The following is a 16,486-nucleotide window of genomic DNA, read 5'->3' on the forward strand; positions in this document are numbered from 1 at the left end:
TACCACCTCGGATGCGCAAGCACCCGAGCATGTCAGTCTACAACGGATCGCGGGGCGCCGTGATTCCCTCCCCCTGAGGCACGACGCCCTTCGCGTAGGCTCGCCGCATGAGCGACGTCGTCATCACCGTCCGAGGCGAGAGCAACTCGCGTGTCCGCGCCGAAGAGGCAGCGGTGCGCGTCACCGTCTCCACCGACGGCCCCACGCGGGGTCCCGTCGTCGAACGGGCGCAGGAACGCGCTTCGACCGTGCAAGACGGTCTGGTCGCCCACCTCCGCTCCGGCGAGGTGTCGGAGTGGTCGAGCGCCCGCGTCTCGGTCTGGTCGGACCGCCCGTGGAACAACGAGGGCGCGCAGCTGCCCCTCGTGCACCACGCCAGCGTCGAGCTGTCGGCCACCTTCACCGACGCCGGTGCGCTGTCGTGGTGGCTCGGCGACGTCGCCGAGTCGGACGACGTGCAGGTCACGGCCGTGGAGTGGCGCCTCTCCCCCGACACGCGCGCCCGGGTGGAGCGCGAGGTCGCCGCCGGCGCGGTTCACGTGGCCGTCGAGCGCGCGACGGCTTACGCCGACGCGCTGGGCCTCGCGTCGGTCGCGGCGGTCGAGATCGCCGACGTCGGCTTGCTCGGAGGCCGCCCCGAGTCGCCCGCGCCGATGGGCGCACGATTGATGGCCGCCAGTGCCGACAGCGGTCCGTCCTTCAGCCTGCAGCCGCCCGAGATCGTCGTGACGTCGGTGGTGGAGGGGCGCTTCCGGGCCGAGTGACCCGACGGCATCGGTCCGGAGGACCGCACGCCCCGACGGCGCTCGAGGGCTGTCAGTCGCCCAGGCGGTTCTTCGTGCGCATCGCCCGCTCCGCCTCGCGCTTGTCTTCGCGCTCGCGGATCGTCTGACGCTTCTCGAACTCGCGCTTGCCCTTCGCCACCGCGATCTCGACCTTGGCCCGCCCGTCGAGGAAGTACAGCCGCAGCGGGACGAGGGTGTAGCCACCCGCCGACACGGCGTGCGAGAGCTTGATGATCTCTTCTTTGTGCAGCAGCAGCTTGCGGGTGCGCTTGGCGGAGTGGTTCGTCCAGTGCCCCTGCGAGTACTCGGGGATGTGCACCGCGTCGAGGAAGGCCTGCCCGCCGTCGATGTAGGCGTACCCGTCGGTCAGATTCGCCCGACCCTGTCGCAGCGACTTCACCTCGGTGCCGGTCAGGATCAGACCGGCTTCGTAGGTCTTCTCGATGGCGTAGTCGTGACGCGCCTTCTTGTTGGACGCGATGAGCTTTTCACCCTGCTCACGAGGCATGGTGCCACCTCCTCATGATCATGGGCACACAGAGCCTTACAGTTTACCCCACGCTCAGGTGCGCAGCCACCGCCGGATGGCGAAGCTCGCGCTGAGCGCGGCGAGCACCACGCCGACGACCACCAGAACCGGGATGACGAAAGCGACATCGCCGACATCGACCCACGACGTGATGAAGCCGATGCGGTCCCGCAGGTACTGGTTCACTCCGACGCCCACGATGGCCCAGACCGCGACGCTGGCGAGTGCCGAACCGACCAGCGCGGCGAGCACTCCCTCGACGACGAACGGCGTCTGGATGAAGCGGTTGGACGCCCCCACGAGCCTCATGATGCCCAGTTCGCGGCGACGGGCGAACGCCGACAGGCGGATGGTCGTGGCGATCAGCAGCACCGCGGCGATGAGCATGAGACCGGCGATGCCGACGGCGACGTAGGTCGCGACCGTCAGCGCCTGGAACAACGGCTCGAGATACTGCAGCTGATCCTGGACGTCCTCCACCCCCGTTTGGCCGCTGAACGCCTCGGTGATGACGTCGGACTGACTCTGATCCACCAGGTTGATGCTGAAGGTCGCGTTGAACTGGTCGGCCGTGACGACACCGAGGATGTCTTCGGGGAGCTGCTGCTGCGCGTCGGCGAACACCTCGTCGCTCGTCTGGAACGTGTAATCGCGGATCAGCGGCGCCAGCGCCTGCCCGTCCAGTGTCGCCATCACGTCGTCGATCTGCTGCTGCGTCGCCGGCTCCCCCGCGCTGCAGGTCGGCACGTTCGACGAAGACGCGCACATGAACACCGCCACCTGGGCACGGTCGGCCCAGTACGACTGCATCTTGCCGATCTGCATCTGCATGAGCATCGCCGCACCGACGAAGGTCAGTGAGACGAAGGTGACGAGGATCACCGAGATCACCATCGACGCGTTGCGCCGCAGGCCCGTGAAGGCCTCCGACAGGATGAGCCCGAACCTCATGACGTGGGCCCCACTTCGTCGTTGCTGCTTGTTCTCTTACCGAGGCCGAGGCGGTCGGCGAGTCCGAGCTCGTCGACCTGCGGCGTCGTGACCGGGATGAACCCCGTGTTCGTCCCCGGCTCGCGCGACGTCCGGGTGGACTCGTCGTCGGCGGCGTCCGATGCCGGACCGGCGGCGGCATCCGGCGCCCGTTCCGCTCGTGGCGCGGCGTCCGGAGCCCGCTCCGCCCGCGGTGCGGTCTCGGCATCCGTCCTCGGGAGGGGCTGCACGGGACCGGTGCGACCGGTGACCTCGCGCTGCACCTCGAGCACCGCGGAGAGAGCGGCGACGGCGGCCGCGCCCTTCTCGACCTCGGGAGTCAGGCGCGGGATGCTGGCGGTGTCGCCGTACCCGCCGCCGCGCTCGTCACGCACCATCTCGCCCCCGCTGAGCTCGATCACTCGACGCTGCATCTGGTCGACGAAACCGGCCTCGTGCGTGGCCATGACGACGGTCGTGCCGCCGGCGTTGATGCGCGCGAGCAGGCGCATGATGTCGGTGGATGTGCCGGGGTCGAGGTTTCCGGTCGGCTCGTCGGCGAGCAGCACCTGAGGACGGTTGACCAGGGCGCGAGCGATCGCGACACGCTGCTGCTCCCCACCCGACAGCTCGTGCGGAAGGCGCTTCTCCTTACCGTCGAGGCCGACGAGCGCGAGGACCTCGGGGACGGCCTGCTGGATGAATCCACGCGACGACCCGGTCACCTGGAGCGTGAACGCGACGTTCTGGAACACGGTCTTGTTCGGCAGAAGGCGGAAGTCCTGGAAGACCGAACCGATCTCGCGACGGAAGTAGGGCACCTTGCGGTTGGACAGAGTGCGCAGGTCGCGACCGAGCACGACCACGCGCCCCTCGCTGGGCGTCTCGGCGCGCAGGATGAGCTGCAGGCACGACGACTTACCCGACCCCGATGCACCCACGAGGAAGACGAACTCCCCGCGCTGCACTTCGAAGTCGACGGCGCTGAGGGCGGGCTTCGCGGTGCCGCGATACCGCTTGGTGACATTTTCGAACCGGATCATGGCTCGATGAGCCTAAGCGCGGGCCCGGGGCACGCCGTCAGGACGCGCCGTGTCGCGAAACGAGAGAACCCTGTGGATGCCGGTCTCCACGGCATCCACAGGGTTCGTCGTCACGTGCGGGTCAGTCGTCTTCTTTGCGCTTGCGCCAGCGGATGCCGGCGGCGATGAGTCCGTCGAGATCGCCGTCGAAGACGACCGCCGGGTTGCCGACCTCGTACCCCGTGCGCAGGTCTTTCACGAGCTGCTGGCCGTACAGGAAGTAGGAGCGCATCTGGTCGCCCCAGCTCGCGGTGATCGTGCCGGCGAGCTCCTTCTTCTTGGCTGCTTCTTCTTCGCGCTTGAGCAGGAGCAGGCGCGTCTGCAGCACGCGCATGGCGGCGGCGCGGTTCTGGATCTGCGACTTCTCGTTCTGCATCGACACGACGAGACCCGTGGGCAGGTGCGTGATGCGCACGGCCGAGTCGGTCGTGTTGACCGACTGTCCGCCCGGTCCCGACGAGCGGAACACGTCGACGCGGATGTCACCCTCGGGCACGTCGACCTCGACGGCTTCTTCCATCACCGGGATGACCTCGACCGCGGCGAAGCTGGTCTGGCGCTTGTCGGCACCGCCGAAGGGGCTGATGCGCGCGAGGCGGTGGGTGCCCGCCTCGACGGAGAGTGTGCCGTAGGCGTAGGGCACGTCGACCTCGAATGTCGCGGACTTGATGCCCGCACCCTCGGCGAAGGAGGTGTCCATGACCTTGACGGGGTACTTGTGGCGCTCGCACCACCGCAGGTACATGCGCAGCAGCATCTCGGCGAAGTCGGTCGCGTCGTCGCCGCCGGCACCGGAGCGGATCGTGACGACGGCGGAGCGCGGGTCGTACTCGCCGTCGAGGAGGGTCTGCACCTCGAGCTGACCGATCACGTCTTTCAGCGCGGCGAGCTCCCGACGGGCTTCGTCGGCCGCGTCGTCGTCATCCATCTCGATCGCGAGACCGACGAGCACCTCGAGGTCGTCGAGACGCTGCGCGATCTCCGAGACGCGCTTCAGCTCCGCCTGCCGGTGGCTGAGACGACTGGTGACCTTCTGGGCGTTGTCGACGTCGTCCCACAGGTCAGGGGCACCGGCCTCACCGCTGAGGCGTTCGATGTCGGCTGTGAGTGCGTCGACGTCGACCACGGCCTGGATATCGGCGAAGGTCGAGCGCAGCGCCTGGATGTCGGCGGTCAAATCGAGTTCGAGCATTTGGCATCCAGCCTATCGTGGACACGGTGACAGCCGACTCTCCCCGGAACGTGCTGGTGCGCTTCGCGCCGATGATCTACGGACCCACCCTGCTCTTCGCGGTCGGGGAAGGCGCGGTCATCCCCCTGATCCCCGTGATCGCCGACCGACTCGGTGCCGACGTCGCCCTCGCCGCCCTGGTCGCCGCCGCCCTCGTCGTCGGCCAGCTGTGCGGCAACATCCCCGCCGGGTGGGCCGTCGCCCGTTTCGGCGAGCGCGTCACGATGGGCGTCGCCGGCATCGTCGTGCTGGCCGGCCTCGTCGGCATCGTCTTCGCCTCGTCCCTGGCCGTGTTCGCGGCGGCGGTGTTCCTCATCGGCTTCTGCGCGGCGGCGTTCGCGCTGGCCCGCCACTCGTTCATGACGACGCGCGTGCCGCTGCATTTCCGCGCCCGGGCGCTGTCGCTGCTGGGCGGAACTTTCCGGGCGGGGATGTTCGTCGGGCCGTTCATCTCCGCGGCGCTGTTGGGCATCTTCGGCGACGAAACGGCATCCGTGGTCTTCTTCGCCGTGTGCCAGGTCGCGACGATCCTGCTGGTGTTCTTCGGCCCCGACCCCGAGAGGGCCGTGCCCGTCGGGGTGGGCTCGACGCAGCGGCCACCCGTCAGGGCCGGGGAGGCGGAGGACAGCGGCGAGCCGGTCACCGGGTCCATCCCCACGATCGAACGGGCCGGCGTGTTCCGCACGATGTGGCGTTTCCGCGGCGTGCTCGCGCGGCTCGGGCTCGCGGCGGCCTCCCTGTCGGCAGTGCGCTCGGCGCGCCAGGTGGTCCTCCCCCTGTGGGGGGTGTCGCTGGGGCTGGATGCCGGCACGATCGCGGTGGTGGTGGGCGTGTCCGGGGCGATCGACTTCGCCCTGTTCTACGCCAGCGGGCAGGTGATGGACCGCTTCGGACGGCTGTGGGCGGCACTGCCCGCAATGATCCTCATGGGCGCGGGATTCGTCGCGCTGTCGTTCACGCACGATCTGAGCTCCGCAGCCATGTGGTACGCGATGTTCGCCGCCGTGCTCGGCGTGGGCAACGGCCTCTCGAGCGGCATCCTGCTCACCCTCGGAGCCGACATCGCACCCCCTACCGAGCCTGCTGCCTTCCTCGGATCGTGGCGGACATTGACGGATGCCGGCGGCGCGGTGGCACCGGTGCTCGTGTCGGCGCTCACGGCGGTGGCGTCGCTCTCGGTCGGGGTGGGCGCGATGGGCGCGATCGCGGTGTTCGGCGCCGTCGGCTTCATCAGGTGGGTACCGCGATACGTTCCGCGCACGCGGTGAGGCGTCGGAAACAGTTCAGGGTCACCCGGCATCGGCATGCCCAAAACACAGGTTCACAGGTTTCCGTGCCGTAAACATTCCGGAAATCGATGGCGAATGCTCAGCTATCCGATAAGAATCGAAGCGTGTTCGCCTCCTCGGGCGGACGCATCGTTCCCCCTGGATGATGCGGGCGTCGCCGCCCGCAGAGAGGTGCATTCACCGTGCCCCGAAACACCACCCACTCTCCGCCCTCGCGCGGCCGCCGGTTCTCCGCCGCGGTCGCCACGACCGCCCTCGTCGGCGGATCGCTGCTGCTCGCGCCGGCAGCGACCGCCGCAGTCGCCCCGGGTGAGACCCCGAACGACCTCGGCCTGACCGGCGCCGACGTCATGACCCACCTCACCGAGCTGTCCGAGATCAGCGAGTCGTTCGCTGCCGAGGGCTACCGCGCCTGGAACTCGCCCGGCTACGAGGCCGCGGCCGAGTACGCCGAGGAAGTGCTCGAAGCGACGGGGGCGTTCACCGTCACCCGCGACGAGTTCGACGTGCCGTACTCGGAGTTCGGCGAAGCGTCCCTCACCGTCGAGGGCACCACGTACGAAGGGTCGCACTTCGACACCAGCGAGGGCGTCGACGGCGACTACACCGACATCCTCGCCCTCCCGGCCGCCGATGCCGCAGGGCTCCGCCTCGGGTGCGCCACGACCGACTACGCCGCCGTTCCGGTCGGCGCGATCGTGCTCGTTCAACGCGGCGATTGCACCTTCCAGGCGAAGATCGAGAACGCCACGGCGGCCGGTGCCGGCGCGGTGTTCGTCTACAACAACGCTCGCCCCGAGGCCGAGGGGACCACGCCCCAGGATCAGCTCACCAACGTCTCGGCCGGCCCGCGCAACGAGGACAACTCCCCCGCGGCCACCCTGCCGCAGGCGAGCGGCGACGCGCTGGTAGCCCTCGTCACGGCGGCTCCCGCCGGCGACCCCGTCGAGGGAACCGCCGTCATCGAGAAGGAGTTCCTCGTCGGCAAGACGTTCAACATCATCGCCGACAGCGTCGCGGGCGACCCCGATGACACCCTCGTCGTCGGCGCGCACCTCGACGGCGTCGCCGAAGGACCCGGCGTCAACGACAACGGCTCGGGTTCGGCAGCCATCCTCGCCCTGGCCGAGAAGATCGCGGCATCCGAGGTTCCCAACGACAAGCGGATCCGCCTGGCCCTGTGGGGTGCGGAGGAGATCGGACTGCTCGGTTCGACGGCCTACGTCGATGAGCTCGTCGCGGAGGACCCGGCAGAGCTCGCCCGGATCTCGGCGTACCTCAACTACGACATGATCGGGTCGGAGAACTTCACGGTGGGCGTGTACGACGCGAACGAGTCGTCGTCCGAAGCTCCGGTCGAGATCCCCGAAGGATCCATCGAGATCGAGAAGGTGTACACCGACTACTTCGACGCCATCACGCAGCCGTGGATCGACACCGAATACTCGGGTCGCAGCGACTACCAGGCGTTCATCGACAACGGCATCCCCTCGGGCGGCCTGTTCTCGGGTGCGGATGACATCAAGACCGAGGAGCAGGTGGCGCAGTTCGGCGGCACGGCGGGAGTCTTCATGGACCGCAACTACCACACCGAGAACGACACCCTGGAGAACGTCAGCCGGGCGTCGGTCGACATCTTCGCCCCCGCGATCGGTCACGCCGCCTACGTGCTGGCCTGGGATGCCGTCGCGCCCACGCCGACGCCGACACCCACACCGACGGCTGAACCCACGGCCACGCCCAGCCCGACCGCGGAGCCGACGGCCACCGCCGCACCGACGGCCGCGCCGTCTGCCAGCGCCACCGCCGTCCCCGCCCCGGGCGGGAAGGGTTCCGGCGGGAGCCTCGCGCGCACGGGTTCCGACGTGGAGGGTTCGCCGCTGCCGCTGATCGGTGCGGGCATGCTCGCCTTCGGTCTGGTCGTCGCAGCCGGAACGGCGATCGCCCGCCGCCGCACGCAGCAGTAACCGTCGACGGTCTCCCCCCGGACCGACGAACCGCCGGGGTCGCGCATCACGCGTGGCCCCGGCGGTTCTTTTCGTCGCACGCGCCGCGCCGATTTGAATGACCGCGCGGCAGGGCCCACCATGATGCACGAACCGATCATCGGCGGGAGACGACGTGAAAGACGTGGATCGCGGCGCACTGACACTTTCCGCGGCGCTGTCCGCCGTGGCCGGTTTCGTGGATGCCGTGGGCTTTCTCGACACGGGCGGCTTGTTCGTGTCGTTCATGAGCGGCAACTCCACGCAGGGCGCGGTCGCCGTGCTCCGCGGCGACGCGTCTCTCGCCCTCGTCGCCGCCGGTGTCATCGCGGCGTTCGTCGGGGGCGTCACCGTCGGCGGAGCGATGAGTATCCGCACCGCACGCGCACAGACCTGGGTGGTCAGCGGAGCCGCCGTCGTCGTCGCCGTGGCAGCGGCGCTCGCGCTGGGCGGCTCCACCACGCTCTGGCGGGCAGGACTGCTGGCGGCGGCGATGGGGGCGTTGAACACGCTGTTCCTCGCCGATGGGCGCGCGAGGATCCCCATCACCTACTCCACCGGCACCCTGGTCAGTCTCGGCCTCGGCCTCTCCGCTCTCGTCACCGGCGGCTCACGGAGAGGCTGGCAGCGTCCCCTCCTCCTGTGGTCGGCACTGGTCGCCGGGGCGGTGATCGGCGGAGTCACGCACGCGCTGGGAAGCGCCGCCGCTCTGGGGGTGGCCGCCACCGCCCTGGCCGCGGCGGCGGCTGTGGTGGCCGTGCGCGGCCGACGGACGCCACGTCCTCGTTGAGGCCGGCGGTGCTCTTCTGTTCGGTCGGGCGAGTCAGTCCGCGTCGCTCACGCGGATGAGCACCTTGCCCGTCGCACCGTTCGCGACGGCGTCGTGCGCGGCGGCGGTGTCGGCGAGGGCGAACCACGTCAGGGGCAGACCGGTGCCGTCTCCGACCGGCAGTGCCCCGGCGGCGACGGCTGCCGACACGTCTTCCGCGGCGGCGGCGAGCGCGTCTTCGCCCACGGTGTACAGCAGCAGGCCCTGCCAGCGGACGTTCTTGGCGAAGCTGGCCCGCACCGCGGCGCTGAACTGGTCACCGCCGTTGTCGGCGTAGTAGCCGATCGAGCCGTGGTTGGCGATCACCTCGACATCGAGGGCGGCGTTGTCGGCGATGGCGACTTCGACGATGTGGTCGACGCCGTTGGGTGCGAGTTCGCGGATACCGTCGGCGAGCGCGCCGCTGGGGTACTGCAGCACGTGGTGGGCGCCGGCCGCACGGGCGAGTGCCTCCTTCTCGTCGCTGCTGACCGTCGCGATCACTGTCGCGCCGGCCCAGACGGCGAGTTGGATGGCGGCGTGGCCGACCGCGCCGGCGCCGCCCTGCACGAGGACCGTACGTCCGTCGAGCGCGCCGGGTGCGAGTCGCGCGGGGCCGTTCTCGTGCACGGTCAGGGCGCGGTGCGCCGTCATGGCCGGGACACCGAGGCTCGCCCCGAGGGCGAACGAGGCGTCGTCGGCGAGCGGGACGGCACGAGCGGCGGGGATGACGGCGTACTCGGCGGCCGTGCCGGTGGGACGCTCGTGCTGGGCGAGGTAGACCCACACCCGCTGGCCCGTCGACACGGCTTCGACACCGTCACCCACGGCATCCACGACTCCCGCGCCGTCCTGGTTGGGCGTCACCTCATCCCAGGAGAACGGACGACCGCCCTGTCGGGCCTTCCAGTCGGTGGGATTCACCCCTGAGACGGCGATGCGCACGCGCACCTCGCCGGGGCCCGGCTCGGGCAGAGGACGCTCGACGAGCGAGAGGACGGAGGAGTCACCGGTCTGGGAGTACATGATCGCCTGCATACGAGAGGGAAGCGCACGAGGCGACGCGCGCATTCCTTCGGCGTGTCGCGGAGGCTCCCGCCACACTGAAGCCGTGAGCAGCCTTCTCGTCGCCAACGGCGTCCTCTTCTCCTCCGGAACCGTCCTCGATGCCGACGCCCTGGGGGTTCGCGACGGCAGGATCGTGGTCGTCGGTTCTCACCGCGACGTGCGCGACACCCTCGGCAGGGTCGACGACGAGCTGGACGCCCGCGGCGGGCTCGTGACCCCGGGGTTCGTCGATGCGCACCTCCACCTCGGGGGCGGGGCGGTCGACGCCCTCCGCTGCGATCTCGCGGGGGCCGAGACCCTCGACGAGATCGACCGACGCATCCGCGCGTTCGCCGTCGACACCGGCTCCGCGTGGGTGGTGGGCGGTGGATGGGACCCCACGCTCTTCCCGCCCACCGGGCCCACAGCGGCCCACCTCGACGCGCTGGTCCCCGATCGTCCCGCCTTCCTGCTCGACGCCGACCACCACGGCGGGTGGGCCAACTCGGCGGCCCTGGTCGCCGCGGGTATCGACCGCGCCACCCCCGATCCCTCCGACGGGCGGATCGAACGTGCGGCAGACGGCACACCGAGCGGCGCGTTGCGCGAAGGCGCGATGCAGCTGGTCTCCCCCCACATCCCCCCGCACGAGACCGCTGACATCGCGCGTGCTCTGCGCACGGTCTCCCGGTCCGCACTGGCCGCCGGCATCACCGGCTGGCAGGAAGCAGCGCTGGGTGAGTACGCCGGTTACCCCGACTTCTCCCACGCCTACCTTTCACTGCTGCACGACGGGTCGCTGATCGGGAGGGCGACGGGTGCCATCTGGGTGCCGCGCAACCTCACGTCGGACAGCATCGGCGCGTTCGTCGCTGAGTGCCTCGAGCGGGCCCGCGTCAACACGGCAGCCGGATTCCCCACGCGCACGGCGAAGCTCATGCTGGACGGGATCGTGGAGACACGGACCGCTCATCTCTGCCACCCGTATCCCGACGGGTCGCACGGCCTGTCGTACTTCGCGCCCGAGCTCGTGCAGCAGCTGGTGCCCGCGTTGAACGCCGCCGGTATCGCCGTGCACGTGCACGCCCTGGGCGACGCGGCGGTCCACGACGCTCTCGACGGATTCGACGCGGTACCGGCTGCTGACCGGTCCCGCGTGCGCAACCACATCGCCCACCTCGAGCTCATCTCCCCCGACGACGTCCCGCGCTTCGCCGCGCTGGGGGTCACCGCCAACTGCCAGCCGTACTGGGCGTGCGCCAACGCCCTCGTGCGCCAGGTCACGCTTCCCCTGCTCGGCGACGACCGCGCCGACGACCTCTACCCGTTCGCGGCCCTCCGCACTGCCGGCGCCGCGCTCGCGATGGGGTCGGACTGGCCCGTCTCCACGTTCGACCCCTGGCTCGGCGTGCACGTGGCCGTCACCCGTCGTCCCCCGGGAGAAGCGGATGCCGAGCCCCTCGGCGCCGCGCACGCCCTCTCGCTCGAGACGGCCCTGGACGCCTACACGCGGGGTTCCGCCGATCTCCTCGGCATAGGCCCTGGCACCCTCGCTCCGGGCGCCGCGGCGGACCTCGCGATCGCCGACCGCGACCCGTTCGTCGGCCCGGCCTCCGACATCCATGAGACCCGGACGAACGCGACCGTGGTGGCGGGTGAGGTGGTCGCTCTTTGACGGCTCGTTCACATCGAGCGCGGGTGCGGCCCGTTTAGACTGAACCCACTCGCGGGAGTGGTGAAATCGGCAGACACGCAGGATTTAGGTTCCTGTGCCTTCGGGCGTGGGGGTTCAAGTCCCCCCTTCCGCACGATTGGCCGCTTCACCCGCACCACCTCTCCGACCCGACGGGACCGATGTGATCCACACCACCGCCGCACTGCTCCCGTGGCTCGACCCCGCGACGATCATCGACGCCGCCGGCCCCTGGGCCCTCGTCATCGTCTGTCTGATCATCTTCGCCGAGACCGGTCTGCTGATCGGGTTCCTGCTCCCCGGCGACACGTTGCTGATCATGGCGGGCATCCTGTCGAACCCGGTCACGCACCCGCCTCACGGGGTCTTCGGTGTCAACGTCTGGATCACCGGACTGCTGATCGGCCTCGCGGCCTTCCTCGGTGGCGAAGTCGGCTATCTCATCGGCCACAAGGCGGGGCCCGCGATATTCGAACGCAAAGAGTCGGGTCTGTTCAGCCGGAAGAACGTCGAGCGCACCAACGCGTTCTTCGTCCGCTTCGGCGGGCTCACCGTGATCCTCGCCCGCTTCGTGCCCATCGTGCGCACCTTCGCGCCCATCGCCGCGGGTGTCGGCCACATGAACAAGTGGAAGTACACGCTCTACAACCTGATCGGCGCCCTCATCTGGGGCTTCGGCCTCACCGTCGCGGGCTACCTGCTCAGCCTGATCCCCGGCGTCGGCGAATTCGTCGCGGAGTACATCGACGTCATCCTCCTGACGGTCGTGGTCGGCACCGTCGGTTTCGTCGTCTTCCACTATTTCCGCGAGCGCGCCGCCGCCAAGCGCGACGCGGCGGCCGGACAGGACACCGTCACTCACGCCGAGGCCGAGGCGCTCACGCTCGACCCGAAGTCGTTCGAAGACGGAGACCACCCGGCCCGTTGAGGCTCAGGACGCCTTCGTCTTCTTCTTGGCCGCCGGCTTCTTGTCGGCGGCCTTGTCGTTCTCCCCCGCCCGCGCCGCGCGACTGCGCTCGACGCTCGCGCGGAGCGCCTCCATCAGATCGATGACCTCGCCACCGTCCTCTTCCTCTCGCGTGCCGAAGGTGGCGTCCGTGTCGATCGCGTCGCCCTGCTCGAGCTTCGCGTCGATGAGGGTTCGCAGCTCCGCCTGATAGGCGTCGGTGAACTCCTCGGGATCGAAATCCTTCGAGAAGCTGTCGACAAGGGATGCCGACATCTCAAGCTCTTTGGCCGAGATGCGCACGCTCTCATCGAGTGCCGGGAACGCCGCCTCGCGCACCTCGTCGGCCCACAACAACGTCTGCAGAACCAGAACGTCTCCGCGCACCCGGAGGGCGGCGAGCCGCGTCTTCTGCCGCAGCGAGAAGCGCACGATCGCGGTGCGGTCGGTCTGCTCGAGCGTCTTGCGCAGCAGCACGTACGCCTTGGGCGACGTGGAGTCGGGCTCGAGGTAGTACGCCTTGTCGAGGGTGAGCAGATCGACCTGCTCGCTGGGGACGAACTCGACGACCTCGATCTCACGGCTGCGCTCGCTGGGCAACGACGCGAGGTCGTCTTTGGTCAACACGACCGTCTGCTCGCCGTCGTCGTAGGCCCGATCGATGTCGCCGTACGGCACGACCTCGCCGTCGACCTCGCAGATGCGTTGGTAGCGGATGCGCCCGCCGTCCTTGTTGTGCACCTGGTGCAGGGAGACGTCGTGATCCTCGGTGGCCGAGTACACCTTCACGGGCACGTTGACGAGGCCGAACGTCAGGGCACCCTTCCAGATCGATCGCATGGGTCCAGTGAACACCGAAACGACGCTGGATGCCGAGACCCTTGCGTCGCGGGAGGGTGACGGAACCTCAACCCGCCGCTCGGCGGAGTCGACCGGGGACAAGATGGACAGTGCACACGTGAGCGGTGTGCCTGGCCGAAGCGACACGACCCCCGTAGAGAGGAACCCATGGACGACATCGACGCGCTGAAGCGCTGCCTGGAACTGGCGACGGAGGCGGTGAACGCCGGCGACGACGCCTTCGGATCACTCCTCGTCGACGGAGACGGGCGCGTGCTTCGAGAGGAGCGCAACACCGTCGGTCGCGGTGATCCCACCGCGCATCCCGAGATCGCCCTCGTGCGCTGGGCGGTCGCGCACTACGCCGCGGCCGAACGTGCATCGATGACGGTCTACACCTCGGGCGAGCACTGCGCCATGTGCGCCGCGGCTCACGCGTGGGCGGGTCTCGGCCCCATCGTCTTCGCCGGCTCGACCGCGCAGCTGACGCAGTGGCGATCCTCGTGGGGAGCGGCCCCCGCGCCGATCCGGCCCCTCGCCATCGAGGACGTCGCTCCGGGGATCGTTTCCCGTGGCCCCTTCGAAGAACTCGCCGCCGAGCTCGAACACCTGCATCTCCAGGTCGCCCGACGCTGATCCGGTACGCCGGGTGACGTCGCTCGCCCGGCCACCTCGTCCCCGGCGCCCGGTGCGGCTCGGACCTCCGGCGGGAGCCTCGGCCTCGCAAGCCCCTCGGCATCCGGAGTCGTTCCCGCCCTACGCTGGGGCGATGGTGGAGCAGACGGTGCGGATCGGCGGGCGTCGGCTGCGCCTGTCGAACCTCGACAAGGTGCTCTACCCCGAGACGGGGACCACCAAGGGCGAGGTCATCGACTATTACTCGCGCATCGCTCCACGCCTGCTCCCCCACGTCGCCGACCGGCCGGTCACCCGCAAACGCTGGCCCGACGGGGTCGGCACCGACTCCGACCCGGGCGAGCCGTTCTTCGCGAAGGCCCTCGAACCCGGAGCGCCCGCGTGGGTGCGCCGGTTCCCCATCGACCACTCGTCCGGCGCCAAGGACTACCCGCTCGCGGACGACCTGCCGACCCTCGTCTACCTCGCGCAGGTCGCCAGCCTCGAGCTCCACGTGCCGCAGTGGCGATTCTCGCCCGACGGCGAACGGCAGAACCCCGACCGCCTGGTACTCGACCTCGATCCCGGCCCCGGTGTCGGCCTCACCGAGTGCGCCGAGGTCGCCCGCTGGGCCCGGGCGATCCTGCAGGACATCGGGCTCGACCCCCTGCCGGTCACAAGCGGAAGCAAGGGAATCCACCTCTACGCCCACCTCGATGGCCGCCAGTCGAGCGACGCGGCCAGCGCGATCGCGAAGGAACTCGCTCGGGCGATCGAGGCCGACCACCCTGACCTGGTGGTCAGCCAGATGTCGAAATCCGCACGCCCCGGCAAGGTCTTCATCGACTGGAGCCAGAACAACGGCTCCAAGACGACCATCGCGCCGTACTCGCTGCGGGGGCGCTCACGCCCGACGGTCGCCGCCCCTCGCACCTGGGACGAACTGGACGATCCCGGGCTCGGCCATCTGCTGTTCGACGAGGTGCTCGCGCGCGCCGGCGACCCGCTCGCACCCCTCGAACGCGACGCGGGGCCGCTGCGTGCCTACCTCTCGAAGCGCACCGCGGGCAGGACGCCCGAGCCCGTTCCCGACACGCCGAACGGAGATGCGGCCCCCGACGGGTTCCCCCGATTCGTCGTCCAGGAGCACCACGCGAGCCGCCTGCACTGGGATCTGCGGCTCGAACACGACGGTGTGCTGGTGAGCTGGGCGGTCCCCCGCGGAGTACCGCCGACCACGGCGAAGAACAGTCTCGCCGTGATGACCGAGGATCACCCCCTGACGTATCTCGACTTCGCCGGGGAGATTCCGCGCGGCGAGTACGGCGCGGGTGTCATGACGGTCTGGGACACCGGCACGTACGAGCTCGAGAAGTGGCGCGACGACGAGGTGATCGCCACGCTCACCGGGCAGGACGACGGCCCGCTCGGACGCGTGCGACTCGCCCTGATCCGCACCGAGGGGCGGGGCGAGAAGTCCCAGTGGCTGCTGCATCGCATGAAGACGGATGCCGAGGGCAGACCGCAGGGCGACGGGGCGACGGTGGTGGCTCTCGATCACGGCACCACAGCCGGTCGCGCACCCGACGCGGCACCCGACGACGCACCGGCCCCGACACCGGCGGCGGACGAGTCCCCGGGACGACCCCCCGACACCGAGCCCACCGTGGCCGACCTCCGTCCCATGCTCGCCACCGCGGCGACTGCGGGTCTCGCCCGCGCCGCCGCCGCGCGCTGGGGTGCGCCGTGGGTGGAGATGAAGTGGGACGGCATCCGCGGTGTGGGCATCTGGGACGGTGAGCGTTTGCGGTTGCGCTCGCGCAACGGCAACGACCTCACCCGGACCTACCCCGAGCTGACCGGTGTCCCTCTGGGTCTCGGGGCGGAGCGCGCGGTCGTCGACGGGGAGATCGTCGCGCTCGACTCTCAGGGACGCCCCAGCTTCCCCCTCCTGCAGAAGCGCATGAACCTCGCCCAACCGCGCGAGATCTCCCACGAGGCCCGGCGCACGCCGGTGCAGCTCTATCTCTTCGACGTTTTGTCGATCGACGGACGCGACGTGGCATCCCTTCCCCTTTCCGAGCGACGTCACCTCCTCGAGAAGCTTGCCGCGCGTGCCGGCGCGCCGGTGGTGGTACCGCCCGTCTTCGACGACGTGGATGCCGCGGTCGCGACGAGCGGCCGGTTCGGGCTCGAAGGGGTCGTCGTGAAAGACCCCGCGTCGACGTACCGGCGGGGCACCCGTTCCGAGCAGTGGCTGAAGGTGAAGCACTCGCGCACGCAGGAGGTCGTGATCGGCGGCATCCGCCCCGGCAAGGGCAATCGCGCGGGCACGATCGGGTCACTGCTGGTCGGGGTGCCGTCGGCCGACGGGCTGCAGTACGCCGGGCGCGTCGGCTCGGGCTTCGGGGAACAGACCCTCGCGCGCCTCACCGCCCTGCTGGAACCCCTCCGCGGCGACACCGACCCGTTCGTCGGGGTACCGGCGGCCGACGCCCGCGATGCGCTGTGGGTACGGCCCGACCTCGTGGCCGAGGTGGAGTTCGCGGAGTTCACCCCCGGCGGCATCCTGCGTCAGGCGCGCTGGCGAGGACTGCGGCCCGACAAGACGCCGGGCGAGGTGGTGCGGGAGGACTGAACCCTTCCGGTCCGCAGGGCTGTCGGAGC

14 protein-coding genes and 1 tRNA gene are annotated in these 16,486 nt (G+C 70.0%); 9 read left to right on the plus strand and 6 right to left on the minus strand.

Annotated elements, in window-relative coordinates; genetic code table 11:
- Positions 1-107: 107 nt before the first annotated feature.
- The gene (locus FHS07_RS11225; RefSeq protein WP_183419976.1) at positions 108-764 is read left to right on the plus strand and encodes an SIMPL domain-containing protein; all 657 of its coding nucleotides are present in this window, start codon (positions 108-110) and stop codon (positions 762-764) included.
- 52 nt (positions 765-816) lie between these two features.
- Here FHS07_RS11225 and smpB read toward each other — a convergent pair whose 3' ends face one another.
- The 4 genes from smpB to prfB all read right to left on the minus strand — a co-directional run bounded on the left by smpB (position 817) and on the right by prfB (position 4,557).
- Positions 817-1,293, minus strand: a complete 477-nt coding sequence (gene smpB, locus FHS07_RS11230; protein ID WP_055953901.1) for an SsrA-binding protein SmpB — start codon at positions 1,291-1,293, stop codon at positions 817-819.
- Positions 1,294-1,347: 54 nt separating this feature from the next.
- A complete protein-coding gene (gene ftsX, locus FHS07_RS11235) occupies positions 1,348-2,265 on the minus strand; it encodes a permease-like cell division protein FtsX (protein WP_183419977.1) in 918 nt (305 codons plus the stop codon).
- Entirely contained in the window at positions 2,262-3,326 is a 1,065-nt protein-coding gene (gene ftsE, locus FHS07_RS11240; RefSeq protein ID WP_183419978.1) for a cell division ATP-binding protein FtsE, read from the minus strand. Before ftsE ends, ftsX begins: the two co-directional genes overlap by 4 nt.
- A gap of 121 nt (positions 3,327-3,447) precedes the next feature.
- Positions 3,448-4,557 carry a peptide chain release factor 2 gene (prfB, locus tag FHS07_RS11245; protein WP_183419979.1) on the minus strand — a complete coding sequence of 370 codons (1,110 nt, stop codon included), beginning with the start codon at positions 4,555-4,557 and terminating at the stop codon, positions 3,448-3,450.
- A 71-nt stretch (positions 4,558-4,628) separates the two neighbouring features.
- Between prfB and FHS07_RS11250 the strand changes: the two genes are divergently transcribed.
- The 3 genes from FHS07_RS11250 to FHS07_RS11260 all read left to right on the plus strand — a co-directional run bounded on the left by FHS07_RS11250 (position 4,629) and on the right by FHS07_RS11260 (position 8,660).
- Positions 4,629-5,864: an MFS transporter gene (locus tag FHS07_RS11250; RefSeq protein WP_183420160.1), complete on the plus strand. Its 1,236-nt coding sequence runs from the start codon at positions 4,629-4,631 to the stop codon at positions 5,862-5,864.
- 203 nt (positions 5,865-6,067) lie between these two features.
- The gene (locus tag FHS07_RS11255; RefSeq protein ID WP_183419980.1) at positions 6,068-7,852 is read left to right on the plus strand and encodes a M20/M25/M40 family metallo-hydrolase; all 1,785 of its coding nucleotides are present in this window, start codon (positions 6,068-6,070) and stop codon (positions 7,850-7,852) included.
- Positions 7,853-8,015: 163 nt separating this feature from the next.
- Entirely contained in the window at positions 8,016-8,660 is a 645-nt protein-coding gene (locus tag FHS07_RS11260) for a YoaK family protein (protein WP_343054690.1), read from the plus strand.
- Between the two features lie 33 nt (positions 8,661-8,693).
- Here FHS07_RS11260 and FHS07_RS11265 read toward each other — a convergent pair whose 3' ends face one another.
- Entirely contained in the window at positions 8,694-9,716 is a 1,023-nt protein-coding gene (locus FHS07_RS11265; RefSeq protein ID WP_183419982.1) for an NADPH:quinone reductase, read from the minus strand.
- 73 nt (positions 9,717-9,789) lie between these two features.
- Between FHS07_RS11265 and FHS07_RS11270 the strand changes: the two genes are divergently transcribed.
- From FHS07_RS11270 to FHS07_RS11280, 3 genes are all read left to right on the plus strand, one after another.
- Complete coding sequence (locus FHS07_RS11270) at positions 9,790-11,400, plus strand: amidohydrolase family protein (RefSeq protein ID WP_183419983.1); 1,611 nt, start codon at positions 9,790-9,792, stop codon at positions 11,398-11,400.
- A gap of 51 nt (positions 11,401-11,451) precedes the next feature.
- A tRNA-Leu gene (locus FHS07_RS11275) sits at positions 11,452-11,533 on the plus strand.
- Between the two features lie 48 nt (positions 11,534-11,581).
- Positions 11,582-12,346: a VTT domain-containing protein gene (locus FHS07_RS11280; RefSeq protein ID WP_183419984.1), complete on the plus strand. Its 765-nt coding sequence runs from the start codon at positions 11,582-11,584 to the stop codon at positions 12,344-12,346.
- Between the two features lie 3 nt (positions 12,347-12,349).
- Here the strand turns inward: FHS07_RS11280 and ku are convergent, their stop codons facing one another.
- Complete coding sequence (gene ku / locus FHS07_RS11285) at positions 12,350-13,204, minus strand: non-homologous end joining protein Ku (protein ID WP_183419985.1); 855 nt, start codon at positions 13,202-13,204, stop codon at positions 12,350-12,352.
- A 168-nt stretch (positions 13,205-13,372) separates the two neighbouring features.
- Here ku and FHS07_RS11290 point away from each other — a divergent pair, with 168 nt between their 5' ends.
- Complete coding sequence (locus FHS07_RS11290; RefSeq protein ID WP_183419986.1) at positions 13,373-13,840, plus strand: deaminase; 468 nt, start codon at positions 13,373-13,375, stop codon at positions 13,838-13,840.
- A gap of 133 nt (positions 13,841-13,973) precedes the next feature.
- Entirely contained in the window at positions 13,974-16,457 is a 2,484-nt protein-coding gene (locus FHS07_RS11295; protein WP_183419987.1) for an ATP-dependent DNA ligase, read from the plus strand.
- Positions 16,458-16,486: the final 29 nt, after the last annotated feature.

The organism is Microbacterium proteolyticum (assembly GCF_014192415.1).
GTDB lineage: Bacteria > Actinomycetota > Actinomycetes > Actinomycetales > Microbacteriaceae > Microbacterium > Microbacterium proteolyticum.

Coding starts and splice junctions, on each gene's coding strand:
- smpB (WP_055953901.1), bottom strand. CDS start 1,293: ATGCCTCGTGAGCAGGGTGAAAAGCTCATCGCGTCCAACAAGAAGGCG.
- ku (WP_183419985.1), bottom strand. CDS start 13,204: ATGCGATCGATCTGGAAGGGTGCCCTGACGTTCGGCCTCGTCAACGTG.
- FHS07_RS11265 (WP_183419982.1), bottom strand. CDS start 9,716: ATGCAGGCGATCATGTACTCCCAGACCGGTGACTCCTCCGTCCTCTCG.
- FHS07_RS11295 (WP_183419987.1), top strand. CDS start 13,974: ATGGTGGAGCAGACGGTGCGGATCGGCGGGCGTCGGCTGCGCCTGTCG.
- ftsX (WP_183419977.1), bottom strand. CDS start 2,265: ATGAGGTTCGGGCTCATCCTGTCGGAGGCCTTCACGGGCCTGCGGCGC.
- prfB (WP_183419979.1), bottom strand. CDS start 4,557: ATGCTCGAACTCGATTTGACCGCCGACATCCAGGCGCTGCGCTCGACC.
- FHS07_RS11250 (WP_183420160.1), top strand. CDS start 4,629: ATGATCTACGGACCCACCCTGCTCTTCGCGGTCGGGGAAGGCGCGGTC.
- FHS07_RS11225 (WP_183419976.1), top strand. CDS start 108: ATGAGCGACGTCGTCATCACCGTCCGAGGCGAGAGCAACTCGCGTGTC.
- FHS07_RS11290 (WP_183419986.1), top strand. CDS start 13,373: ATGGACGACATCGACGCGCTGAAGCGCTGCCTGGAACTGGCGACGGAG.
- ftsE (WP_183419978.1), bottom strand. CDS start 3,326: ATGATCCGGTTCGAAAATGTCACCAAGCGGTATCGCGGCACCGCGAAG.